Genomic DNA, 24,783 nt, shown 5'->3' with positions numbered 1-24,783 from the left:
AACGCCCACACAACGCCCATCCCATGAGATTTTCGACACTTTAACGGCAGACTGCACCCATGAACGAAAATATCACTGAGCTGTTACGCCTTCTGCACAACCTGATCAACATCGGTATCGTCGCCGAAGTTCAGGGCAACAAATGCCGCGTGCAGGTGGGCGGCGACCCAGAGCGCACTACCGATTGGATCACCTGGCTGACGATACGTGCCGGCACGGCAAAAGTGTGGTGGCCGCCGTCGGCGGGTGAGCAAGCGATGTTACTCGGCATGGGTGGCGAACTGACGACCGCGTTTTGTTTCGGGGGGATCTTCAGTGACGCCAATCCCGCCCCCTGTGACCTGCCGAACGCCTTACACATCAGTTTCCCGGATTCGGCTGTGCTGCAGTACAACCCCGACGACAGCAGCTTCCTGCTGACTGGCGCCAAAACCGCCTACATCAAGGTAGAAGAAAAGACGACCTGGGACTGCCCAGACAACGACTTCCTCGGCAAGGTGACAGCAGAAAGCCTGAATATCACCCAGGGCGGGGAGATGCACGGCGATATCACCCACAGCGGCGGCAGCTTCACATCCAACGGCGTGCAGGTTGACAACCATAAACACAGCGGCGTGCAGACAGGCGGTGGGGAAACGGGAGGGCCAGTAAAATGATGTACCTCGGCATGAACGCCGGCAGCGGCGAACCCATCACCGATCTGGATCATATCCGCCAGTCCGTGAGCGACATCCTGAACACCCCCATCGGCAGCCGGGTAATGCGCCGCGACTACGGCTCGCTGCTGTCGACGCTTGTCGATGCGCCGGCCAACGATGCCATCCTGCTGCAAATGATGTCCGCCACTTACAGTGCAATCATGCGCTGGGAGCCGCGCGTGGTCGTTAAGGCGCTGACATTGGCCCCTAATACCCAGCCCGGAAGCTACACCGCCGACCTGGTCTGTAGCCGCAGTGACAGCGACAGCACCTTCGCCCTTTCCGCCAGTATTGGAGGGCTGAACTGATGGCGACCATCGATCTGTCATTACTGCCACCACCGAACGTGATTGAGCCACTCGATTATGAGTCTCTGTTGAGTGCCATCCAAAGCCGCATCATTGAACTGACCGACGAGAAAGACCGTGCTGCCGTCAAGGCCGTGCTGGCACTGGACTCTGAACCGCTGACCAAGCTCACCCAGGCGTATGCTTACCGCGCGCTACTTCAACGCCAGAGTATCAACGACGCCGCCCGTGCCGTGATGTTGGCCTACACCGGCGGCGCAGACCTGGACAACCTGGCGGCAAACTTCAATGTTTATCGACTAACAATCCGCCCAGCAGATCCAACGACTATCCCGCCAACGCCGGCGATCATGGAGTCAGACAGTGATTTCCGCAAACGCACCCAGCAAGCCTTTGAAGGGCTGAGCGTGGCAGGACCGACCGCCGCCTATGAGTTTTTCGCCCGCAGCGCCGACGGCAAAGTCGCCGATGCCAAAGCGTTCAGCCCGTCGCCAGCCTGCGTCACGGTCACCGTATTATCCCTTGACGGTGATGGCACCGCAGATCAGGCACTACTCGACAAGGTCACGGCCACCCTGAGCGATGAAGATACGCGCCCCGTCGCCGACAGGCTGACGGTGCAGTCGGCCAGCATCGTCAGCTATAACGTAGTGGCAACCCTGTATTACTACCCCGGTCCGGAAACCGCCCCCATCGAGCAAGCTGCCAACGCCAGGTTGCATGCATATATCAACGCCCAGCACCGCATCGGCCGCGGGGTATACCTCTCCGCTATTGATGCAGCATTGTCGGTTGAAGGTGTGGAACACGTGGTCATTGACGAACCCAAAGCCGATTTGGTGCTGGATAAAACCCAGGCATCGTGGTGCGCCGCGCCGCAAGTCACCCTGGCGGCAATGAATGACTGAGCGCCTACTGCCAATGTGCGCCACACCGCTGGAGTTGCACGCGGAGCAGGCCGGCGCCGAGGTGAGTGCCGCGCCGGTACCGCTGCGCCAACTGTGGGATCCGGACACATGCCCGCTGGAACTATTGCCTTACCTGGCCTGGGCGTTCTCTGTCGATCGTTGGGATGAGGCCTGGGATGAAGCCACCCAGCGTGACGTGGTGCGACAGTCTTATTTTGTACACCGGCACAAAGGCACCATTGGCGCATTACGTCGCGCTGTAGAGCCGATGGGCTACCTGATTAGCATCACCGAGTGGTGGCAGAACGGTAAGACTCCGGGCACGTTCGAGATGGTGGTCGGCACGCTGGACACCGGTATCACCCCGGAAATGTACACCGGACTTGAACGCGTAATAGACGACACCAAGCCGTGCAGCCGCCACCTGACCACCTTGTCGATCTCCCTGGAAACACAGGGAGATATCCTCATTGCGGCTGCCAGCTACGATGGTGACACAATGACAATTTACCCTTATTTGCCTGATGCTATTGAGACTACCACGCCAGTAAAAGTCGGCGCGGCGCTCCACGTTATAGACACTATGGAGATTTCCCTATGACCGCAAAATATTTCGCCCTGCTGACCAATGTCGGCGCCGCTAAGCTGGCGAACGCCACTGCGCTTGGCAATCAGTTGGCAATCACCGTCATGGCGGTGGGTGACGCCAACGGCGCAGAACCGGTACCCGAACCGTCACAAACCCAGCTAGTACATGAATGCCACCGCGCACTAGTTAATAGCCTACGCGTGGACCCAAATAACCCCAGCCAAGTGATTGCTGAACAGGTGCTGACAGAAACCGTCGGTGGTTGGTGGATACGAGAAATCGGTCTGTATGATGCCGATGGTGATCTGATAGCAGTCGGCAACTGCCCGCCATCGTACAAACCGCTGATGGCCGAGGGGTCAGGGCGCGAGCAAATCATCCGTATGATCCTCATTGTCAGCAGCAGCGACGCCGTGGAGCTAAAGATTGACCCATCCATCGTGTTGGCCACTCGCGAATATGTGGATGACGCGATCGAGACTCACACCAAAACCCGCAACCACCCGGACGCCAGCACCACCGCGAAAGGATTAGTACAACTCAGCAGCGCCACCAACAGCGCCAGCGAAACCCTCGCAGCCACACCCAAGGCCGTGAAAGCAGCTTATGACCTGGCGAACGGCAAGCTGTCCAGCGTCCCCGACGCCACTACGGCAGCAAAAGGTGTCGTGCAGCTCAGTAACGCCACCAACAGTGCCAGCGAAACCCTGGCCGCGACCCCTAAGGCAGTCAAAGCCGCTTACGATCTGGCGAACGGCAAGTTATCCAGCGTCCCCAACGCCACCACGGCAGCAAAAGGCATCGTGCAGCTCAGCAGCGCCACGAACAGCGCCAGCGAGACATTGGCAGCCACGCCCAAAGCGGTAAAGGCGGCTTATGATCTCCCTGGTGCCTCTGGTCTGGGGGTTGGGCCCGTAGCAAAAACCGACGCATACAGCAATATTGGGCAGCTTTACCGGGTTAATAACTTATCTGCCAATAAGCCCCCAGCTACGACAGGTAATGTATCCGCGGGGGTAGTGTGCTTGCCGATGGATGCCGCGCCATCTGCTGGCTACTTTGCCGTCGTTGGGGGAAGTATGGCGGCGTATGTCGGTTTTTCCGGGGTGGAGGCTGGCGGTATCACCTGGGCGCGGATTTACACCGAAAAATACCTGCCGCCGATGTACGGGCTTGGAGCCGCAGGTTCAGACCGTGCGCTACTTGCCGACCTGTTAAGTCCCAACAAAGGCTATACCGGTTATACCTGGTCAGCTACCAGTGGAGATCCGGATGCGCCGTCATTTTTCCCGCAAGGTGGTACTTTTGGTATTCAGAACCAGCTATGGCACAACACCGGCCAATATTTTGCCCTGCAAACGGTATGGCGCAACGGGCGGGTTGGCTTTCGCACGATGGAAGCCAATGTGCCAGGGGCATGGAATGAGTTTTTCCATACAGGGAACCCATCGCCAGGTGAATATCCTATTGGCGCCCCCATACCCTGGCCGTCAGACACAATACCGAGTGGATTTTCCAGTTTACAGGGGCAGGCTTTCGACAAGAGTAAATACCCCAAGCTGGCTATCGCCTACCCATCCGGCATATTCCCAGATATGCGCGGCTGGACTGTCAAAGGCAAGCCAGCCAGTGGACGCTCGGTATTGTCACAAGAAGGGGATGGGGTAAAAAGTCATAACCACACCGGCACCGTGTCAAATACCGATCTGGGCACCAAAGCAACCAGTTCGTTTGACTATGACAGCAAAGCCAGCAACGACTCTGGTGACCACGTACACCCGATGAAGGACTATAACTCCAATACGTCGCTGGATGGTGGTTCGTCAAGTAGGCACAGCATTGATGACAATCGTGGATTCGCCAACACGGGCATTATGCAAGGGGCCGGAAATCACGCGCACTGGACGTACATTGGTCCACATGGCCACACGCTCGACCTTGGCCCTCACGGGCACGGCATGAGCATTGACGCCTTTGGCAATCCCGAAAACACCGTAAAAAATATCGCATTTAACTACATTGTGAGGCTTGCATAATGACAACAGCAAAATATTCACTCGACACCCCAGTGGCCACTATTGGCGCTAATGGTTTTGCCATTACCGAAGGTTGGATAACGACGTACAACAGCGACCTGACAACCCGAGAGTACGCCGGGGCGCGTGAGGATTACATTCAGGTCGGCGTGGGGCTTGCCGCAGGCGCTTATGCCGATGCCCCGACATTACCCACAGACCAAGACAAAGCGGTGCGTCGCACCGAAGAGGGCGGCGCGTGGGAAATCGTACCTGACTATCGCGGCCAGAAGGCCTACAGCATCGAGACTGGCCAGCCGCAGCCCGTAATGGATATGGGCAACTTGGCGCCGACACTGACGTTATTGGCGCCACAAACACCGTATGACAAATGGGACGGCACACAGTGGGTGACGGATAAAGCTGCTCAGCACGCTGCCGAGGTGGCCGCAGCAGAGGCCAAACTGTCACAGCTCATTACTGAGGCTAACAACGTGATAGCGCCACTGGAACGCGCAGTAAAGCTCGATATGGCAACGGATGAAGAAAAGGCCCAGCTCGACGCTAGGGAACGCTACAGCGTGTTGCTGAGCCGCATTAATCCGGAAGATGCCCCAGATATTAAATGGCCGGATAAGCCAGTGTGATTAAAACGGCGGCGTGGTGGCACGTCGCCGACGCTAAAACAGGCGCGATTTTCTCTTCGCGCAGTGCTTTTTGCTCAGTGGTTAGTTCAATATTTATACCGTACCGCATGATTTCCATTCTGACATAACCCCCACATTATCAATGAGTACTGGGTTGGGTTGAAACTCAGTTGCTATCACAAATCCGTGTTCGTTACCCACTTATCTTGATCGTTAATACCGATCAATAAACAACAATCAATCGACACCGACTATCAATGATTGATTTTTGATCGTTACAAACGATTGGATGAAAGTAAAAACCGTTTATATCGTTCAGACAAATCTCAGTCTGAACGGCAGATGTTCTCAATGCTTCCCTGAACAGGCATCTGAGCATCGTGCCAGAACAAAAAGGTACGGTGGATATGAAAAAAATGAGAGAAGTAGGGTACAGGTTTCGGCGGCTTTATGAGCAGCTCGTGCAGTCACCGGTGTTAAGGCGCAGAAGCGCCACACCACAGGTACAATCACAAGTGTCGAAATATCCCAAGCGGTGGAAGTTATGGACTGGATGTATGCTCGGCCTCCTCGCCACAGCGACATGCCAAGCAGACCGCGACATCATCGTGCTGTCAAATAACATGCCCGTCGGGGCCATTCTACCAGGGGGGGGGACTTCCAAACGTCAGCAACCCTACCAACGTCAACATGCACCTACAACTGTTCAGATCTCTACACTGTATACGGAACATTCGTAGGCTTTAACGACATCGGTGTGTACGTGAATGATATCACTCAGGGGCGAACCACGGGCGGTTTGGAATACGGCGTTGCCGTCCCAACCCTCACAAGCACCTACGGCATCAGAATCCCCGCAGTGGATATTTATCTGGTGCCCGTGGGGGGTACCTGGTCTTACACGGGGAAATGGAAGTCGGGCACCGTGGTACAGTCTGGCACCTTCACATCGGCTAATGCCACCCTGTGCACTCTGTCGCAAAGCGATTCAACGCTCGTGTCCGGTAAAGTATGCTTCGCGACCTCAACTCTCAGTCTACGTAAGGATCCCAATGGTACCGAGGCGGCAACGGCGAGTCTCACCTTGCGGCCCATAGCGGGTGCCAATGCCATCGCAGGGGCGACCAATATCTCTTCATTCCGTATGGCCACCTACAACTCAGAGAAAATGTTCGACTACGATAAACCAAAGAAAATCATTGTCGCAGGCTTAACCTGTACCCTCGATGCCGGGAGTGGACAATACACCTTCAAAAACGGTGTCTCCCCCTCGTCAACTTCAGGCCAGACGGTGGGTACCTTCACCGGTACAGACCTTGGCATTACTGCGTCCTGTGCAGGGACCAATACCACCAACCCACCCATTACCGTACCCGTTTCCTATGTACTTACACCCACTGGACCCGACGCTGTTGCCAGTCAGGGCAAGTTAATCTACCCGACGACGCAGAAGTCGTTCTACATGACCTTTACCCGCGATGGCGCGTCGACGTGTAATGCGAGCGCTTCGAATGTTATCCCCCTTGACGGGACGACTGCCGCGAAAATCGATGACGTGAAGCCAGGTCAAACCATCACGAAAAAACCAGTCCCGTTAGGTGCCACACTTTGTACCACAGGGGACACCACCCAAAAACCGGGTAATTACCAGATGGCGGTGACCGCCTCCATCGTGAGTTACTAGCCCATCCATTGCTCTGAGTCCCTGACTTCCTGTTTTGGCCCAGGAGGCCAGGGACCTACTTACTATCTGATTGTGCCATTGCAGCTCGATGAGTCCCTATCAACAACTCACTTGTGTCTATCCAGAACATTCATTGAACATCTGGACTGAGTCGCTAACCGTCAGCAAGCCACAGAGTTGATTATCACTAACCTTTTCGATTAATTTCGCACAGTGCGAAATCCCCAATTTTTGCGCTGTTCCGTAGTGCAGAACTCATTACAAAAAAAAAAGCAAAATATTTCGCCGCGCTACACTCGCTGCATGGAAAAGCTACCTCGTGCTGCTAAGTCGCGTTGATACCGATAAAGCACCGGATATTGAATGTCCAGCCTCTCCAGCAAAACAGCCGTCAGCGCCGTTAATCGCCAAGGCTCAGCGCAAAAAGAAGTAAACTGCAGCACAGACAGAAGCACCGCTATCTGATGGCGGCGGTGTTGTCTCTCGTACCACACAATGCCCCCCACGTGAGCCCCCATCCAAACATAGGCATGCTGACTAAAATCCCCCATCGGAGTTTCGTCACATGCCTGAAGATTATCATCACGGTGCCCGCGTCGTTGAAATCAACGACGGCGGTCGCACCATTACCACCATCAGCACCGCCATCATCGGCATGGTGTGCACCGCGCAGGATGCTGACGCAACCACCTTCCCACTCGACACCCCTGTTTTGCTTACCGATGTGCAGGCCGCTGTCGGTAAGGCTGGCGTCAAAGGCACCCTGGCCGCGTCATTGCAAGCCATCGCAGACCAAACCCAACCCGTCACCGTTGTCGTCCGCGTGGCAGAAGGTGCTGATGAGGCTGCAACAACCACCAATGTGATCGGCGGCGCCGACGAGGACGGCAACTATACCGGCATGAAAGCCCTGCTTTCTGCTCAGGCCGTGCTCGGCGCCAAGCCGCGCATTCTGGGAGCGCCGGGGCTGGATAATCAGGACGTCACCGCCGCCATGGCGGCCCTCGCCCAGCAGCTGCGCGGGTTCGCGTATGCCTGCGCCTGGGACTGCAAGACCGTTTCAGACGCCATCACCTACCGCGACAACTTCAGCCAGCGCGAGTTGATGCTGCTTTGGCCTGATTTCCTGAGCTGGAACAGCACAACCAACGCCGCCGATGTGGCTTTCGCGACCGCACGCGCACTGGGATTACGCGCCAAGATTGACCAGGACACTGGCTGGCACAAGACAATTTCAAATATCGGCGTCAACGGTGTGACTGGCATTTCCAAAGGCGTGTTCTGGGATTTACAGAACACTGGCACCGATGCCGATCTGCTGAACAAAAACGATGTCACTACCCTGATTAATAAGGACGGTTATCGCTTCTGGGGGGATCGCACCTGTTCAGATGATCCGCTGTTCGCCTTCGAGAACTACACCCGCACCGCCCAGGTGCTGGCCGACACCATCGCCGACGCCCAGATGTGGGCCATCGACATGCCGATGACCCCGTCGCTAGTGAAGGACATGGTGCACAACATCAACGCCAAGTTCCGCGAGATGGTCGGTAACGGCTACCTCATCGGCGCCAACTGCTGGTATGACGACACCATCAACACCCCGGACACGCTCAAGGCAGGCAAGCTCGTGGTCGATTACGACTACACACCGGTACCGCCGCTGGAAGATCTGACACTGCGCCAGCGCATCACCGATCGCTACCTGGCGGATTTTGGCAAGAGCATCAACAGCTAGGAGACGCTACATCATGGGATTACCCAGAAAGCTTAAATACTTCAACGTGTTTCTCAACGGTACCGATTATCACGGCGTCGCCGAGTCCGTCACGCTGCCCAAGCTCACCCGCAAAATGGAAGCTTGGCGCGGCGCCGGCATGAGCGGCGCGGTACAGATTGATATGGGGATGGATGACGAGGCGCTCACCATCAACTGGACGCTGGGCGGTTATGACGCCCTGCCTTACACGCTGATGGCCACCCCCGTGATCGACGCCGTAATGGTGCGTTTCGCCGGCTCCCTCCAGCGCGACGACACCGGCGAGATTTCCGCGATCGAGGTGGTTGTTCGTGGCCGCAACAAGGAGATTGACCCCGGCGACAGCAAGGAAGGTGAGAACACTTCCCTGAAAATCACCACCGAGTGCAGCTACTACAAGCTGACCATCGACGGCGTGGACATTATCGAGATTGATAACATCAACTTGATTGAGAAGGTCGGCGGCAACGACCGCATGGCGCAGCACCGTAAAAACATCGGTTTAATGTAAATTTCGGGGCGCAAGCCCGCCAACAATTGGAGTACCACCATGAGCAAACCCAAAGAAGGCGTTAATGTCACCCTGGACACGCCGCTTATTCGTGGCGATAACGAAGTCACCCAGATCCAACTAACCAAACCAAGCAGTGGCGCGCTACGTGGGACAACTCTGGCCGATCTGATGTCGCTGGACGTCTCGGCGCTGTGCAAGGTACTTCCGCGCGTCAGTTCCCCAGCGCTGACTCAGCAGGAGCTCAACAACATGGATCCGTCTGACCTGGTTCAACTGGGCACGGCGTTCCTGGATTTTTTGTTGCCGAACTCGGTACGGGAAAACCTCCCGCAGGATTAAGCGTCGAGGACCTCATGGCGGACATTGCATCAGTATTTCACTGGCCGCCATCCGAGATGTACCCCATGACAATCAGCGAGCTGCTCACCTGGCGCGAGAAGGCCGCTCTACGCAACGGTGCAGACGATGAGTGACCGCAGGTTACAGCTGCAAGTTTTATTCAATGCGGTGGACAAACTCTCCGCACCATTGAAAAATCTCAAGGCCAGCAACAACAAGCTGGCAGCCGCCACACGCGAAACCCGCAAGCAGATCAAGCAACTGGAAGACCAGGCCGGCAAGGTTGGCACGTTCAACAAGTTGCGTGATTCCGTGAGCCAGAATGCAGTAAAGCTAAAAGAATCCGCCCGAGAGCTTCGCAATGTGCGTCGCGCCTTTCAGGAGACAGAAAACCCCAGCCAGAAACTGACCGCCGAGCTGAACAGGCAGACCCGTGCACACCAGAAGCTACTGAAAGCACAGCGGGACGAACTGGGCAAACTCAGCCAGGTGCGCGGCGAGCTTCGCCGCAATAACATCGACACCAAAGAACTGGCGTACTCTCAGGCACTGCTCAGCAAAAAAACGATGCTGGCGAATACCGCCATGGCAAAGCAGGAAGGTCAGCTAAAGCGCAACAGTGAAATGCTGCGTCGGTACCAGAAGGTCAAAGAGGTGCGCAACAACCTTGCCATCAAGGGCGTGGGGATGGTGGCCGTTGGTGGCGGAATGGCAGCAGCGGCAGCGCCCGCACTTCATGCTGCTACGGAATACCAGCAGGAAATCACCCAATTCAAGGGCATGGGCGTAGGTGACGCCTTCTTGCAGCAGGCGCAAAAATACGCAGATGGCATGAACATTATGGGGAGCAGTAGCACCGAGAATCTGCGCACCATCAAAGAGGCCTACTCCATCCTGCGCCATGGTCCAGAAAGTCTGGCTATTGCGCCGACCCTGGCGCAAATCCAGGTAGCGCAAAAAATGCTGATGGCAAACGGCAGCATTAAGCATGAAGACCAGGACGAGCAGAACAGCGACAGCCAAGCACTGGTGAAGGTTGCGGAGCTGCTCGGTCACATCTCATCGACAAAGGATTTTGCTAATTTTGCCAATCTGGCGATGAAGGCCAATGCGGTATCTGGCGGCATGGTGACAGCCAGGGACTACAGAGCTGTGGTTTCAACCGGTGGTGTCGCCCTCAGCCGCATTGATCCCAAGGCCTTCTTTTTCTCCCTGTCACATTTGATCCAGGAAAAAGGCGGCGATCGCACCGGCACCGGGCTGGCAAGCGCCTATCAAAATATGGTCATGGGTCGGGAAACCAAAGCAGCAGCAGAAGAACAGCAAAAAATTGGCTTGTTACGGCCAGATGCCATCCAATACACCAAAACCGGGCAACTCGCCAAGGTAAAGCCTGATGCCATCGTCAATTCAGGGCTATATCGCACCGATCCCTATAAATATCTGATGACTGAGATAGTTCCTCGCATAAAAAAAGCCAACCCCAAACTCAACGAGGCGGGTATGGAGATGGCGATCGCAAAACTATTCTCCAGCAGAACGGCGCAGGACATCATGGTAACGATGTACAAACAGCGCGCCAATATTGATAAACAGATCACCGCAGGTAACGCAGCGCAAAGTACTCAGCAAATACTGAGCACCAATAAAAATAGCGCTGTCGGGCAGCGACTCAATCTGGCAGCAGAAAAAGCCAACCTGAACAAACAGATTGGCGATGACCTGATGCCAGCTTACGTTGCCGCCCTGAAAGAGTTTGCATCAGTACTGCACATCATCAACACCGAGATGAAAAATCACCCCAACATCGGCAAGGCGCTTGTCGAAGGTATCGCCGGCGTAGGCGCACTGACCGCAGCATTCGGCGGGCTGGCGCTGATACTCGCCGGGATTATTGGTCCGTTTGCCACCCTCCGCTATGTGTGGGGGATGCTCAGTGGAGGCAGAAAATCCGCCAAAGAGATTAAGCTACTCAAGGCCGCGCTGGATGAGCTGAGCGGTGCTGGCGGCAAGGCCGCGAAGAAACCAGGCCTGATCGTCAGGGGGATAAAAAAGCTCATTGGCTGGGCCGGGAAACTGCCGAAGGTCATCAAGGTCGTAAGGGAGGTCGTCGCCGTACTGGCAAAATCGACCTGGCTACGCGCCGCCTCCATGATTGCTCGCGTCGCCAACATTTTGTCTGGCGCATTCAAGGTTGTGCGCATTGCCGTATTGGCCTTCGGCGAATCGCTCTGGACGTTGATGGCCAACCCCGTCATTGCCGCCATCGCGATCCTGATCGTGGCGCTGGGTGTGGCGGTTTATGAGATGTGGAAACACTGGGACACCGTGAAACCGTGGCTGCTTAAGTTCTGGAATGAGATTTGTGGTGCCATGAGCGCCGCCTGGGATTATCTGAAACAGAAATGGACCGACATGGTCGCCTGGTTCGAAGGCTTACCAGCCAAATTCAAGGCATTTGGCAGCAACATCATCAACAGCCTGATGGCTGGCATTGACGAAAAATGGCAGGCGTTAAAGGCCAAAATCAGCAAGGTTACCGACATGCTGCCGGACTGGATGAAACCCGGCAGTGATGAGACTCCTGACAGTGACAGCAAACCCAATACCACACCTCGGCGTAGCATCTCGTATACCCCACTCAGGCAAGGTGCAGTCAGTGCGCAAGCGTCTGGCTCAGCGCCGGCGCCGGTGAACATCCACGTTTATCCCTCACAGGGCATGAACGAAAAAGCCCTGGCGCAGCACGCCGCTAATGCCCTGAAAAAACACCAGCGCCAACAGCAGGCATCCAGCCGCAGCAAACTGGCCGACATCGACTAAGGAGCCACAACATGATGATGGTATTGGGGTTATTCGTGTTCATGCGCCAGACAGCACCGTACCAGAATTTTGAGCAACAGATAGGCTGGCGGCACCCATCCAACAGTCGCGTCGGCCAGCGCCCAGCGACGCAGTTCCTGGGACAGGACGATGAGACGATCACATTGTCCGGTACGTTGCTGCCCGAGTTCACCGGCGGCACGCTGTCGCTGGAGGCATTGCGTTTGATGGCCGACACCGGATTATCCTGGCCGCTTATCGAGGGCACCGGGTTTATTTACGGTATGTTCGTGATAACCAGCCTCAGTAAAACCCGCACCGTATTTTTTAAGGACGGCGCCGCGCGCCGCATCGAATTTACACTCTCCCTCAAGCGCGTGGACGACAACCTGCGTCACCTGATGGGTGACCTTGACCTGAGTAAATACCTGCCATGATGACCCCCGGCGACCTGCTAAGCACCGCGCAGCACCTGCTGTCGGACACACCGGACTTTACGCTGTTTGTGGATGACAAGAACATCACCACCGACGTGAAGGGCCGCTTGATCTCTTTGACACTGACCGACAACCGCGGTTTTGATGCCGATCAACTGAGCATTGAGCTGGACGACGCCGACGGTAAGCTGGCGCTGCCGCGCCGCGGGGCGAGTATCCGCTTATCCCTTGGCTGGGCAGGACAAAAGCTTGTCGACAAGGGCGCGTTCACCGTGGATGAAATCGACCACAGCGGGGCGCCAGACATACTGAATATCACCGCCCGCAGCGCGGACTTTCGCGACACCCTAAACGTCAAGCGCAATGCCGCCTACCACCAGATAGCGCTGGGCGACATCATCAAGACCCTCGCTGGCCGCAATAACCTGACAACCGGGATAGCGCCATCTATGGCGGCCATCCATATTGACCACATCGACCAGACCAACGAATCGGACGCCAACTTTTTAAGCCGCCTGGCGAAACTCGAAGGTGCCATCGCGACCGTCAAAGCCGGTAAGCTACTTTTTATCGTACCAGGCCAAGCATTATCAGCGAGTGGTAAACCACTGGGTGACGTGGTTATCACCCGACAGGATGGCGACGACCACCAATTCAGTATCGCTGATCGTGATGCCTACACTGGCGTGCAGGCTCACTGGTTAGATACATTACAAGGACGCCCTAAAAAAGTGGTCGTACGCCGCAAGAGTAAAAACAAACAGCTCACCCAGGATGACGCCACCCATAAACCACAAGGGGATTATCTCGCCGGCAGCGATGGAAACATCCTAGTCCTGCGTCACACTTACGCCTACGAGGCCAACGCACAGCGTGCCGCCAAAGCGGCATGGCAGCAAATTCAACGCGGCACCGCCTCCTTGTCGATTACCCTAGCAAAGGCTCGCCCCGACCTGTTCCCCGAGCTGCCGGTCAACGTGAAGGGGTTCAAGAAGCAGATCAATGACGTGCAATGGCTCATCACTACCGTGACCCATGAACTGAGCGACGGCGGTTACACACAAGAGGTTGAAATGGAAGTCAGGGCGGAAGATGTCGAGATGGATTAGGGCCACTTCCGCGCTTGGCGAAAAGTGGCTATCATTACAGCGTGACGCCAGCCACCGGCAGAGGACAATATTATGTTCAGATGCCATCATTGCAAACATGTAGCCTATACCCGCACCAGTCGCGAAATGTCTGACCTCACCAAAGAACGCTATTATCAGTGCACCAACGTGAATTGTTCGGCTACGTTCGCCACCATGGAAAGTGTAGTCAAGGACATTACCACACCAAACCTACAAAGCTATGCTGAGCCACATCCCGGCAAAGACAATCAGCTCGGTATTCCGTTTGATTGACAGCTCATACCAGCCGTTGAGAGCATTAATAAGTATTTAATCCGCCTACCAGGGCGGATTTTACTTATTATAAGGAACGTAATTATGACTGGTATGGTATTTTGCCGTGGTTGCGGCAAGGAAGTTCACAGCTCGGCACCAGCTTGTCCGCACTGTGGTGCAACACAGAGTTTGTCAGTCCCCGGAAAAAAGAGCCGGATCTCAGCCGCACTATTCGCCGCATTTTTAGGTGGATTTGGTGCCCACAAATTTTATCTTGGTAAAGTTGGGCAAGGCATTTTATACCTGCTCTTTTGTTGGACGTTTATCCCAACGATTATTGCCTTCATTGAATTTATAACCTACCTCTGCATGTCTGATGAAGACTTCGCAAAGAAGTATGGTTGAAAATACGCTGCAGCAAAGACAAAGCCGGCATTAAACACCGGCTTTTTTTATGCCAAAACAGGCTGTCTGTGCAGTGGTTCGATAATTGGGAGAGACTTCTGAGGCGCCTGCCACAACTCATATTCAGACTGCATATCAACCCACATCTCAGCACTGGTCCCAAGCAGGGAAGATAAGCGCAGCACCATATCAGCCGTAATTGCCGCATGATTATTCAGGATGCGGGATAGCTGCGTGCACGTGATTTTCAGGGCGGCGGCAGCATCTGTTACGCTCACCCCGTCCAAATAGTCACGCAATACTTCCCTAGGATGCGGTGGGTTAAACATGTGCATAGTTACCTCCGTTAGTGGTAGTCGCGATAGTCGACCAGAACGGCATCATCATCAAAACGAAATGTCATGTACTAGTCGCCGTTAACCGACGCCGACCAAACACCGACTTCAATTCCATGGCCCCAGCCTGGAGCCCTCATATATGCGGCAATGAAGCCACGGGAACTGGCCGTGAAGCACGACATGGCCACGGATGAGGAAAAGACCCAGCTCGACGCCTGGGAGCACTACAGCGTGCTACTGAGTCGAGTTAAACCGAAAAATGCGCCAGATATTGCGTGGCCGGATAAGCCAGTGTGATTAAAACGGCGGCGTGGCGGCACGTCGCCGACGCTAAAACAGGCGCGATTTTCTCTTCGCGCAGTACTTTTTGCTCTGTGGTCAGTTCAATATTTATACCTCGCCGCATGATTTCCATTCTGACATAACCCCCACGTTTTCAACGAGTACTGGGTTGGGTTGAAACTCAGCCACTATCACAAATCCGTATTCGTTACCTACTTATGTTGATCGTTAATAACGATCAATAAACACAAATCAATTGACCACATCTATCAATGATTGATTTTTGATCGTTACAAACGATTGGATGAGAGTAAAAACCGTTTATATCGTTCAGACAAATTATCAGTCTGAACGGCAGATGTTCTCAATGCTTCCCCGGGTAGGCATCTGAGCATCGTGCCAGAACAAAAAGGTACGGTGGATATGAAAAAAATGAGAGAAGTAGGGTACAGGTTTCGGCGGCTTTATGAGCAGCTCGTGGAGTCACCGGTGTCAAGGCGCAAGAGCACCACACCACAGGTACACTCACGAGTGTCGAAATATCCCACGCGGTGGACAATTTGGGGTTGTGGCGTATTGATCTTCTGTATAGGGGGCAGCGCCTATGCTGACCGGGATGTAATCATACTCTCGGGTGTGCTTAATCCCGGAACGGTCATACCCGGGGGTGCCTTCGCGGATTCAGGGACGGTCACAAGGACGGTGTCACACACGGACGCTGTTGGCTCCAACGCCCTCCTCTTTGGCTTTACCTCCCGCCCGACTGGCGGGTTACTGTTCGTGAAGGATCTGGTTTATGGACTGCGCTACGGCGTACAAATACCCGGTACTCCTGACTATGGGATCCAAATCCCAAGTTTAGACATCTACCTTAAACCGCGAAGTGGATCGAACTTCAAAGTCGACCTCTGGAATGATACGAACGACTCGAGGGCGGTCGTCGACATAGATACCTCCACGAGCGCCCTATGTCGAATAAATAGCACCACCGGTACAAATCCCGTGATCGTCGAGTCCCCATCCGACTACGTCTGCTACATAAAATATGCTAATACCGGCGGGAGTCAGATACCGGGAAAGGGAGACCAGACCACCAACGTATCCTGGAACGTCGCTTATGATCTATACACAGGTCCAAATCCTCAACCGGGAACGACACAAATCACTTGGCTAGGAGGGTCAAGTGGTCCCACTCGTGACTTCGTATGGAGCTACTCCAAACCCACGAAGATAGTATTATCCGGTCTCACCTGCTCCTTCAACAACCCAGCAATTGTGGAACTTCAACCAGTCGCTCCATCTTCCTCTAGTGGAATCGTCGCGGCTTCAGCAACTCCTGGAAATATAGGCTTAACTGTTTCCTGCATGGGCACTAATGGATCCGGTGTAACCATTCCAATCAGTTACACTCTCGCTCCAACTGCGGGCGGCATCACCGAACAAAAAACCAAACTAAAATACAACGGACAGCCATCCTTTTACATGCTTTTTACTAAGGACGGGAGCGTCACGTGTAATTCCAGCGACGCGAATGCGATCCCCCTAGACGGAGTAACACCAGTCAAAATTACGGACGTAAAAAATGGAAGCCCCATGAATCTCATGAACGTCCCGCTCGGTGCCACCTTGTGCACAACGGGGGACACTACTCAGGCAGCAGGTAATTACCAGATGGCGGTGACCGCCTCCATCGTGAGTTACTAGTACGCCTATTGCTCCGAGTCCCTGACCTCCTGTTCTGAACCAGGAGGCCAGGGCCGGGGTGTGGTGGCTTACTTACTATCTGATTGTGCTGTTGCGGCTCGAAGAGTCCCTATCACCAGCTCACTTGCATCTATCCAGAACATTCATTGAACATCTGGACTGGGTCACTAATCGTCAGCAGGCCACAGAGTTGATTATCACTAACCCTTTTGATTAATTTCGCACAGTGCGAAATCCCTATTTATTGCACTATTCCGTAGTGCAGAACTCACTGAAAACAGTGCAAAATATTTCGCCGCGCTACACATATCAATCGTTTTTTTGACTTACTGAGTGCAAACAATTGCCGGCGTGATCGTGAGGAATGTGCGTCCTGAATTCCGGCGGTTGAACCAGTCTTATAAAACCTCTCCAATCCCCAATGCTTGAGGCACTTGATCATTAGTCCGCGCACCGTAATTGTATAGTCACACCATACGAAATAGAGTTAGGATATCAATAACGAAAAGGCCCGCAGGATGCGGGCCTTATTTTCGATGTGGTCAATTAGTGGACACCAACTGAAATAAATTCCATTTATTTCAAAAACTTACGATAATTTCAAAGACACCCGCAGGCGTCTTGTTTGCAGTACTGATTTAATCAGTTCACTTTAACCGGCATACCGGAACGGGCTTTCATTGCCGCGTCCACTTCGCTCTGGTTAACGGCTGGGTCCATCATCACTTTGCCTACTGGCGCAGAGATGGTCAACGGCACCGGGTCTTTCGACTTCAGCTGCTCTTCGTTAGCGGAAAGCGGGTTGTGCACTTCCAGGTAACGGGAACCGTCCGGCTCTACGCTGACTTTGATCGGCTCGTTGATAAATTGCACACGAGTCCCGACCGGCACGTTGTCGAACAAGAACTTGATGTCGTCAGCACGCAGACGCACGCAGCCGTGGCTCACGCGCAGACCGATACCGAAGTTGGCGTTGGTACCGTGGATCGCATACAGACGACCAACGTACAACGCATACAGCCCCATCGGGTTGTCAGGACCGGCCGGGAATACCGCTGGCAGGATCTCGCCGTCAGCGGCGTATTCTGCGCGCATCTTGGCGGTTGGCGTCCAGGTTGGGCCGTCTTTCTTGCGCTGTACCGTGGTGGTCCAGTTCAGAGGGGTATCTTTACCCAACTGGCCGATACCGATTGGCAGCACGATTACCGTGTTGGTGCCTTTCGGGTAGTAGTACAGACGCATCTCGGCGCTGTTGATGATGATGCCTTCACGCGGAGCGTCAGGCAGGATCAGCTGCTGAGGGATGGTCAGGGTGCTGCCGGCCTTCGGCAGGAACGGATCCACACCCGGGTTGGCTTCCAGCATATTGCTCAGGCCCATCTGGTATTGAGCGGCAAAGCTCTCCAGCGGCAGCTTGCTGTCTTCCGGTACGGTGATTTGGATGTTCTCACCCACCAGACGGCTGTCTTTGGCTGGTAATGGATAGACAACGGCGAAGGCAGCTTGGCTGAAGACCACCAGTGCCGTAAACAGGGTTAGTAACGCGCGAATGCTCATTTTCATCTTCGTGTAGGTTATGGCCACTGGCAGTTATAGGTTATTTCGGCCATGAAAGACCGGATGCGCATTATATGTGCACATCGACCTAAGTGTGAAACATTACCGGTGCAATATCGAACTTTTTTGTAACCTGGTGCGGCACGAAGAGGAGTCACTGTGAAAACCGCCGCTAAAGCGCGGCGATTGGCGCTGACATCAGGCGGATAGGGATCAGATATTCGCAGCGGATCGCCGTACCGCCTGCGCAGCAAACGCCCCCCAACGCGGGATAAAAACGCTCGATATCCTTACCCGGCCGCCGTATTGCTTTCATCATGGGTATCGCGGTGTCATACAGGCGGGCGATAAAGTTTTGTAACTCTTCAACCTGCCCCTGATAGGTAAAGCTGGCGTAGTCGCCCTGCTCGATCAGTACCCGTTCGCCTTCTGCCCGCTCGTCCGCCAACGCCAGGGTATAAGCCATCCGTTGCCTACCGCGTAGCCTGCTGTCGGCCTCCAGACTGGTGAGGCCATAGACCACAGCCAAGGTTTCGGCTTCCTTCGGCATCATCTGCCGCCAGGCATGCTGACGCAGCTCGTTTTTCGAATGCAGCAATTGCCCCAACGTACAACTGCGGTGCTGGGTGTGGCCAATCAATTGCATTGCCGGCAGCGTAATGATCTCCGCCTGTGGTAATGGCGCATCCATCAGCCGCAGCGGAGGCTGCATCCCCAGCCCTGACCAGTCGGTACTGCGGCGATAACCGGCCGGCGGCATACCAAACTGCTTTTTGAAACAGCGGGTGAAAGTCTGCTGGGAATCAAACTGATACTTGTCGGCGATAAAGGCCACGCCGTGGTTGGTGAGCCGCAGTTCGCGTGCGGCGGCCGTCAGCCTTCTGCGCCGGGCGTAAGTTCCCAGGATTTCGCCGGTTAACTCTTTGAATAACCGCTGCAGGTGCCATTTGGAATAGCCTGATTTGGCCGCAATATCGTCGAGCGTCAGCGGCTGGTCGAGGTTCTGCTCGATCCAGGCCAGCAGTGCCGTAATGACCTGTTGTTGATACATAGCGCCACCTTATCTCCTGAGAGTGCCAAAACCAGCGCTCACTGTATCGGTCGCGGTGCTAGACCACATTGCACAATCAGGACATAATGTTTTTCAATTACGCCAAACTGAGAATTATTCTCATGACCTTTATCACCGAGCCGCGTTTCGATATCGATCAGGTACCGCGCGCCATTTTTGCCGTGCAGGGCTCCACCATTGATAAAGATTGGGAGATCACCCATCACCGGCACCGCAAAGCACAGCTGATTTATACGGTGCGCGGCATGATCCGTTGCGAGGTGGAAAACGGTCTGTGGCTGGTGCCGCCACAGTGTGCGTTATGGATGCCCAGCAATGTGCTGCATAACGCCCAGGGGGCCAGTGCCAGCGAGTGCTACTGCCTGTTTGTCGATCAGGATGCTATCGCCGGGTTGCCGACCCACTGCTGTACGCTGGCGGTGTCCCCGCTGCTGCGTGAACTGCTGTTCCAGGCCAGCGCTTTCGAACAGCTGTACGACCAACAAGGCCCGGAAGGACGATTGGCCGGCGTATTGTTGGATCAGTTGGTCAAGGCGCCGGTTGAGAATCTGCACCTGCCGGTCTCCAATGACGCGCGCATTCGCCAGTTAACAGAGCGGCTGCTGGCCAACCCGGCGGACAAGGCGACACTTGGCCAATGGGCGCAGCGTATCGGCATGAGCGAACGCTCGCTCAACCGCACTCTGCAACAACAAATGGGCATGAGCTTTGGCCACTGGCGGCGACAATTGCACGTGGTGCTGGCGCTGCAACGGCTGACCCAGGGTGACAGCGTGCAACGGGTGGCGCTGGATCTGGGCTACGAAAGCGCCAGCGGTTTTGTCACCATGTTCAGAAAAGCGGTGGGTAAACCGCCGGCGCGCTATCTGGCAGAGAAAAACGCGGCGGACCGGGCGCAAGGGGCCGGGATCGTCATGTAGTACCGAAACCGGCCACAAAGTTACTGCGCCAACCAGCCGCCATCCATATTCCAGGCGGCACCGCGCACCTGCACTGCGGCGTCGCTGCACAGAAACAGCGCCAGTTCCCCCAACTGCTCCGGCGTCACAAACTCCAGCGAGGGCTGTTTCTCCGCCAGCAGGTCATTGCGCGCCTGCTGTGGATCGGTGCCGGCGGCAATCCGTTGGTCAATTTGCTGCTGCACCAACGGCGTCAGCACCCAACCGGGACAGATGGCGTTGCAGGTAATGGCGCTACGCGCGGTTTCCAGCGCGATGGTTTTGGTCAGCCCCACCACGCCGTGTTTGGCCGCCACATAGGCCGCCTTGTCTTTGGATGCCACCAACCCATGCACCGAGGCAACGTTGATAATCCGTCCCCAACCGCGCTCTCGCATACCCGGCAGTGCCAGGCGGCTGGTGTGGAACACCGACGACAGATTAATCGCGATAATCGCGTTCCATTTGTCGGCCGGGAATGACTCCAGGGGTGAAACATGCTGAATCCCGGCGTTATTAACCAGAATGTCGGTGCCACCAAACTCCAGCTCGACATAACGCATCAGATCGGCGATCTGTTGCGGATCGCTGAGATCTGCGTCGTGGTAGCCGGGCGCGACGCCCAAACCTGCGATATGTGCCTTCGCCTGCTCCACCTCGCCAAAACCGTTGAGGATCACCTGGGCGCCCGCGGCCGCCAGGCTGGCGGCCAGCCCGAGGCCGATACCGCTGGTCGAACCGGTCACCAGTGCCGTTTTGCCTTGTAAATTCATGTTGTTGCTCCTTTAAACAATGCCGGTCAGGTAGAACACGCCAATCACAAACAGCACTGCGGCGCTCTTAATCAGGGTGATGGCGAAGATGCCACCATAGGCCTGCCGATGGCTAAGACCGGTGATCGCCAGCAGGGTGATCACCGCACCGTTATGCGGCAAGGTGTCCATGCCGCCGCTGGCCATGGAGGCCACCCGGTGCAGCACTTCCAGTGGGATATGCGCGGCGTGGGCGGCGGCGATAAATGATTCGGACATGGCCGCCAGCGCGATACTCATGCCGCCGGAGGCCGAACCGGTGATGCCCGCCAGCAGCGTGACGCTGACCGCCTCGTTCACCAGCGGGTTGGGAATGGTTGCCAGCGCCTTCGACAGCACCAGAAACCCCGGCAGTGCCGCGATCACTGCGCCAAAGCCGTATTCCGAAGCGGTGTTCATCGCGGCCAAAATCGCCCCGCCGACCGCCGTTTTACTGCCTTCCGCCAGCCGTCCGCGAACGTTGCGAAAACCAAAAATCAGCACCAGCAGAATACCCGACACCAACGCCGCCTCCACCGCCCAGATGGCGGTGATCTTGCCGATCTCGGTGGTGATCGGCTTGGCCAACCCCGGCAGGGTCAACTCGTGGCTGACGCCATACCACTGCGGGATCCAGTGGGTAAAACCCAGGTTCAGCAAACCCACCAGGATCAACGGCATAATGGCGATCAGCGGATTGGGTAAATTGATATTGTCCGGGGTTTCAGGCTCGTTGAGCAGTTCGGTGCCGTAGCCTTCACCCCGTGCCTGTGCCTTGCGGCGCTGGCGTTCAAGATAAAACAGGCCGACCGCGATGATAAACAGCGAGCCAATCAACCCCAGCCAGGGCGCGGCCCAGGCATTGGTGCCGAAAAAGCTGGTCGGAATGATGTTCTGGATCTGTGGCGTGCCGGGCAGCGCATCCATGGTGAAGGAAAACGCGCCGAGCGCCACCGTCGCCGGGATCAGTCGTTTGGGGATACCGCTCTGGCGAAACAGCTCGGCGGCGAAGGGATAGACCGCGAACGCCACCACAAACAGCGAGACGCCGCCGTAGGTCAGCAGTGCACAGACCAGCACAATCACCGGGATAGCGTGGCGACGGCCGAGGATGTTAATCGCCGCTGCCACAATCGAGCGGGAAAAACCGGACAGTTCAATCAGTTTGCCAAACACCGCCCCCAGCAGAAACACCGGGAAGTAGAGTTTGACGAAGCCGACCATCTTTTCCATAAACAGCCCGGTGAAGGTCGGGGCGACCGCGCCGGGATCGGTCAATAACACCGCGCCCAGCGCGGCGATCGGGGCAAACAAAATAACGCTGTAGCCGCGGTAGGCGGCCAGCATCAGGACTCCCAGTGCTGCCAGGGCAATCAGAACGCTCATCATCACTCCCTATTGCCCTTGATGTCTGAACCACGCCAGCCATATTGAGCAACTCATTATTGTTGTTGGGTGCGGTTAAGGTTTCAGAGCAAAACGCAGCTGGTGCGCCCGCCGCTGTTGAATGCGTTCCCTGCGTGCTTCATCCCAGTGATAAAATCCCTGGCCGCTGCGTTGGCCAGTGTTGCCCTGGCGGAGCCGGCTTTCCACCAGCGCCATCATGCTGTCATCGGTCGCCAGCTCCGGCAGCAAGTGGCGGGCGATATCCGCCACCGTCTCCAGACCGGTCATATCGGCGGCCTCCAACGGCCCGACCATCGCGTAACGCCGCCCAAGCGAAGCGCGCATCACCTGATCCACCACCTGCGGGCTGGCAATGCCGCTTTGCACGATGTGCAGCGCCTCGCGCAGCAGCGCAAACTGCAGCCGGTTGCCAACGAACCCCGGTGCGGCACGGTCCAGCAGCACCGCCTCCAGCGCCATACCACTGAGTAATTCCTGCACCGCGGTCAGATAACGGGGATCGGTGGCACTGCCGGGTACGATCTCCACCAGCGGGATCAGGTGCGGCGGATTCCAAAAATGGGCGATCAACAGGCGCTGCGGATGGATCATTCTGACCGCCAACTCATCCGGCGGCAGACCGCTGGTGTTGCTGGCGATCACCGCATCGTCGGCAATCAGCCCTTCCAGCTGTTCGTACAAGGCGTGCTTGAGCGCCAGGCGCTCGGGGATCGCCTCGATCAACAGCCGGGCGCGGGCCACATCGTTCAGATCGTCAGTCACGCTCAGACGTGCCAGCACCGTCGCCTGCTCTGCCGCCGCAAACTGCCCAACCTCGATCAGCTCCGCCAGAATACTGCCCGCGACCACCGCAACCTCTGCCAGCCGCTGCGAGTCCGGGTCATACAGCAGGACGTCGTGGCCGTGGCGGGCAAAGTGGGTGGCGATGCCAACCCCCATCAGCCCGGCGCCCAGCACCACAGTCTCAGATGAACGCATAGTTTCCTCCCGGGTATCAGCCGCGCTCAACCGCCAGCGCCACGCCCTGTCCGCCGCCGATGCACAGCATCGCCAGCCCCTTGTTGACCTCACGGCGCTGCATCTCATACAACAGCGTGACCAAAATACGGCAACCGGAAGCCCCGATCGGATGCCCGAGCGCTATCGCCCCGCCGTTAACATTGACCCTGGCGCTGTCCCACTCCAGTTCGCGGCCGACGGCCAGCGCCTGTGCGGCAAAGGCCTCATTGGCCTCGATCAAATCGACTTCGCTCAACGACCAACCGGCGTTGGCCAGACAGCGACGCCCCGCCGGTACCGGGCCAATCCCCATGATCGCCGGATCAACACCCGATGCCGCATAACCGGCAATGCGCGCCAGCACCGGCATCTTCAGCTCTGCCGCCTTCGCCGCGCTCATCAACAGCACCGCCGCCGCACCGTCGTTAATTGAGGAAGCGTTACCGGCGGTCACCGTGCCGTCTTTGCGGAACGCCGGACGCAGCCGGGCCAGACTTTCCAGCATGGCGTCGCCGCGGGGTTGCTCGTCACAGGCCACCCGCAGCACTTCCCCTTTGGGTTTAGCTACCTCGACCGGAGTGATTTCCGCCACAAAACGCCCGGCCTGTTGGGCGGCCTGGGTTTTCTGTTGTGAACGCAGCGCAAACTCATCCTGCTCGCTGCGACTGATGGCGTATTTCTCCGCCAAATTTTCAGCGGTGATACCCATGTGATAATCGTTGAAGGCATCCCACAGGCCGTCCTGGATCACGCTGTCGGTCAACTGAGCGTGACCCAGCCGCAGTCCGGCACGCGCGCCGTTCATCAGATACGGCGACTGACTCATGCTTTCCTGCCCCCCGGCGATAATCACCTCGGCGTCACCACAGCGGATCGCCTGCACCGCCAGATGAATCGCCTTCAGACCGGAGCCACAGACTTTGTTGATGGTCAACGCCGGCACGCTATGGGGCAGCCCGGCGTTCAATGCGGTCTGGCGTGCCGGGTTCTGCCCACAACCGGCCGTCAGCACCTGCCCGAGGATCACCTCATCCACCTGATCCGCTGCAACCCCGCTGCGGGCCAGCAGGGCTTTCACCACCACAGTTCCCAGATCCACCGCCGACAATGAGGCCAACACGCCCTGAAAACTGCCAATCGGCGTGCGAGTCGCCGCTACAATCACTACCTGTTGCATGGTTTTC

At 56.2% G+C, this 24,783-nt stretch carries 27 protein-coding genes; 20 read left to right on the top strand and 7 right to left on the bottom strand.

Annotation, left to right across the window (positions count from 1 at the left end; all coding sequences use genetic code 11):
• Positions 1–59: 59 nt before the first annotated feature.
• The 17 genes from M2406_RS11465 to M2406_RS11385 all read left to right on the top strand — a co-directional run bounded on the left by M2406_RS11465 (position 60) and on the right by M2406_RS11385 (position 14,511).
• Positions 60–656 (top strand): phage baseplate assembly protein V, encoded by a 597-nt coding sequence (locus M2406_RS11465; RefSeq protein ID WP_259190084.1) that lies wholly within the window; start codon positions 60–62, stop codon positions 654–656.
• Positions 653–1,006: a GPW/gp25 family protein gene (locus M2406_RS11460; RefSeq protein WP_259190083.1), complete on the top strand. Its 354-nt coding sequence runs from the start codon at positions 653–655 to the stop codon at positions 1,004–1,006. Before M2406_RS11465 ends, M2406_RS11460 begins: the two co-directional genes overlap by 4 nt.
• A complete protein-coding gene (locus tag M2406_RS11455; RefSeq protein ID WP_259190082.1) occupies positions 1,006–1,914 on the top strand; it encodes a baseplate J/gp47 family protein in 909 nt (302 codons plus the stop codon). The genes M2406_RS11460 and M2406_RS11455 overlap by 1 nt, the downstream gene beginning before the upstream one ends.
• On the top strand, positions 1,907–2,515 hold the full coding sequence (locus M2406_RS11450; protein ID WP_259190081.1) for a phage tail protein I: 609 nt from the start codon (positions 1,907–1,909) through the stop codon (positions 2,513–2,515). The genes M2406_RS11455 and M2406_RS11450 overlap by 8 nt, the downstream gene beginning before the upstream one ends.
• The gene (locus tag M2406_RS11445) at positions 2,512–4,539 is read left to right on the top strand and encodes a phage tail protein (protein WP_259190080.1); all 2,028 of its coding nucleotides are present in this window, start codon (positions 2,512–2,514) and stop codon (positions 4,537–4,539) included. The genes M2406_RS11450 and M2406_RS11445 overlap by 4 nt, the downstream gene beginning before the upstream one ends.
• Positions 4,539–5,165, top strand: coding sequence for a tail fiber assembly protein (locus M2406_RS11440; protein WP_259190079.1), 627 nt, complete (start codon positions 4,539–4,541; stop codon positions 5,163–5,165). Before M2406_RS11445 ends, M2406_RS11440 begins: the two co-directional genes overlap by 1 nt.
• A gap of 763 nt (positions 5,166–5,928) precedes the next feature.
• A complete protein-coding gene (locus tag M2406_RS11435) occupies positions 5,929–6,849 on the top strand; it encodes a hypothetical protein (RefSeq protein ID WP_259190078.1) in 921 nt (306 codons plus the stop codon).
• A 277-nt stretch (positions 6,850–7,126) separates the two neighbouring features.
• Positions 7,127–7,282, top strand: a complete 156-nt coding sequence (locus M2406_RS11430; protein ID WP_405050623.1) for a tail fiber assembly protein — start codon at positions 7,127–7,129, stop codon at positions 7,280–7,282.
• Between the two features lie 132 nt (positions 7,283–7,414).
• Positions 7,415–8,587, top strand: a complete 1,173-nt coding sequence (locus tag M2406_RS11425; protein ID WP_259190077.1) for a phage tail sheath protein — start codon at positions 7,415–7,417, stop codon at positions 8,585–8,587.
• 13 nt (positions 8,588–8,600) lie between these two features.
• Positions 8,601–9,119, top strand: coding sequence for a phage major tail tube protein (locus M2406_RS11420; RefSeq protein WP_259190076.1), 519 nt, complete (start codon positions 8,601–8,603; stop codon positions 9,117–9,119).
• A 39-nt stretch (positions 9,120–9,158) separates the two neighbouring features.
• Entirely contained in the window at positions 9,159–9,461 is a 303-nt protein-coding gene (locus M2406_RS11415) for a phage tail assembly protein (RefSeq protein ID WP_259190074.1), read from the top strand.
• 14 nt (positions 9,462–9,475) lie between these two features.
• Positions 9,476–9,595, top strand: a complete 120-nt coding sequence (locus M2406_RS11410; RefSeq protein ID WP_259190072.1) for a GpE family phage tail protein — start codon at positions 9,476–9,478, stop codon at positions 9,593–9,595.
• The gene (locus M2406_RS11405) at positions 9,588–12,284 is read left to right on the top strand and encodes a hypothetical protein (RefSeq protein ID WP_259190070.1); all 2,697 of its coding nucleotides are present in this window, start codon (positions 9,588–9,590) and stop codon (positions 12,282–12,284) included. Before M2406_RS11410 ends, M2406_RS11405 begins: the two co-directional genes overlap by 8 nt.
• A gap of 11 nt (positions 12,285–12,295) precedes the next feature.
• Positions 12,296–12,721, top strand: a complete 426-nt coding sequence (locus M2406_RS11400) for a phage tail protein (RefSeq protein ID WP_259190069.1) — start codon at positions 12,296–12,298, stop codon at positions 12,719–12,721.
• Positions 12,718–13,830, top strand: a complete 1,113-nt coding sequence (locus M2406_RS11395) for a phage late control D family protein (RefSeq protein WP_259190068.1) — start codon at positions 12,718–12,720, stop codon at positions 13,828–13,830. Before M2406_RS11400 ends, M2406_RS11395 begins: the two co-directional genes overlap by 4 nt.
• Positions 13,831–13,902: 72 nt before the next feature.
• A complete protein-coding gene (locus tag M2406_RS11390) occupies positions 13,903–14,124 on the top strand; it encodes an ogr/Delta-like zinc finger family protein (RefSeq protein WP_259190067.1) in 222 nt (73 codons plus the stop codon).
• An 84-nt stretch (positions 14,125–14,208) separates the two neighbouring features.
• Positions 14,209–14,511, top strand: a complete 303-nt coding sequence (locus M2406_RS11385) for a TM2 domain-containing protein (protein ID WP_259190066.1) — start codon at positions 14,209–14,211, stop codon at positions 14,509–14,511.
• Positions 14,512–14,558: 47 nt separating this feature from the next.
• Here the strand turns inward: M2406_RS11385 and M2406_RS11380 are convergent, their stop codons facing one another.
• The gene (locus M2406_RS11380) at positions 14,559–14,846 is read right to left on the bottom strand and encodes a HigA family addiction module antitoxin (RefSeq protein ID WP_259190065.1); all 288 of its coding nucleotides are present in this window, start codon (positions 14,844–14,846) and stop codon (positions 14,559–14,561) included.
• 150 nt (positions 14,847–14,996) lie between these two features.
• Between M2406_RS11380 and M2406_RS11375 the strand changes: the two genes are divergently transcribed.
• Both M2406_RS11375 and M2406_RS11370 read left to right on the top strand, forming a co-directional pair.
• On the top strand, positions 14,997–15,146 hold the full coding sequence (locus M2406_RS11375; RefSeq protein ID WP_259190064.1) for a tail fiber assembly protein: 150 nt from the start codon (positions 14,997–14,999) through the stop codon (positions 15,144–15,146).
• Between the two features lie 408 nt (positions 15,147–15,554).
• Positions 15,555–16,835, top strand: coding sequence for a hypothetical protein (locus M2406_RS11370; RefSeq protein ID WP_259190062.1), 1,281 nt, complete (start codon positions 15,555–15,557; stop codon positions 16,833–16,835).
• Between the two features lie 642 nt (positions 16,836–17,477).
• Here the strand turns inward: M2406_RS11370 and M2406_RS11365 are convergent.
• Positions 17,478–18,398 carry a L,D-transpeptidase family protein gene (locus M2406_RS11365; RefSeq protein ID WP_012005053.1) on the bottom strand — a complete coding sequence of 307 codons (921 nt, stop codon included), beginning with the start codon at positions 18,396–18,398 and terminating at the stop codon, positions 17,478–17,480.
• Between the two features lie 166 nt (positions 18,399–18,564).
• Positions 18,565–19,443: a helix-turn-helix domain-containing protein gene (locus M2406_RS11360; RefSeq protein ID WP_012005052.1), complete on the bottom strand. Its 879-nt coding sequence runs from the start codon at positions 19,441–19,443 to the stop codon at positions 18,565–18,567.
• Between the two features lie 122 nt (positions 19,444–19,565).
• Between M2406_RS11360 and M2406_RS11355 the strand changes: the two genes are divergently transcribed.
• Entirely contained in the window at positions 19,566–20,384 is an 819-nt protein-coding gene (locus M2406_RS11355; RefSeq protein ID WP_198010404.1) for a helix-turn-helix domain-containing protein, read from the top strand.
• A 20-nt stretch (positions 20,385–20,404) separates the two neighbouring features.
• Here the strand turns inward: M2406_RS11355 and M2406_RS11350 are convergent, their stop codons facing one another.
• The 4 genes from M2406_RS11350 to M2406_RS11335 form a co-directional block, all read right to left on the bottom strand.
• Positions 20,405–21,175, bottom strand: a complete 771-nt coding sequence (locus M2406_RS11350) for a 3-hydroxybutyrate dehydrogenase (RefSeq protein WP_012005050.1) — start codon at positions 21,173–21,175, stop codon at positions 20,405–20,407.
• 12 nt (positions 21,176–21,187) lie between these two features.
• On the bottom strand, positions 21,188–22,582 hold the full coding sequence (locus M2406_RS11345) for a GntP family permease (protein WP_206194508.1): 1,395 nt from the start codon (positions 22,580–22,582) through the stop codon (positions 21,188–21,190).
• Between the two features lie 72 nt (positions 22,583–22,654).
• On the bottom strand, positions 22,655–23,578 hold the full coding sequence (locus M2406_RS11340; RefSeq protein ID WP_259190060.1) for a 3-hydroxyacyl-CoA dehydrogenase family protein: 924 nt from the start codon (positions 23,576–23,578) through the stop codon (positions 22,655–22,657).
• Between the two features lie 16 nt (positions 23,579–23,594).
• Positions 23,595–24,776 (bottom strand): acetyl-CoA C-acetyltransferase, encoded by a 1,182-nt coding sequence (locus M2406_RS11335; protein WP_259190285.1) that lies wholly within the window; start codon positions 24,774–24,776, stop codon positions 23,595–23,597.
• Positions 24,777–24,783: the final 7 nt, after the last annotated feature.

Source organism: Serratia sp. BIGb0163, from assembly GCF_024809935.1.
In the GTDB taxonomy this organism is placed as follows: Bacteria; Pseudomonadota; Gammaproteobacteria; order Enterobacterales; family Enterobacteriaceae; genus Serratia; species Serratia quinivorans.
This window is presented reverse-complemented; position numbering and strand designations above follow the sequence as displayed.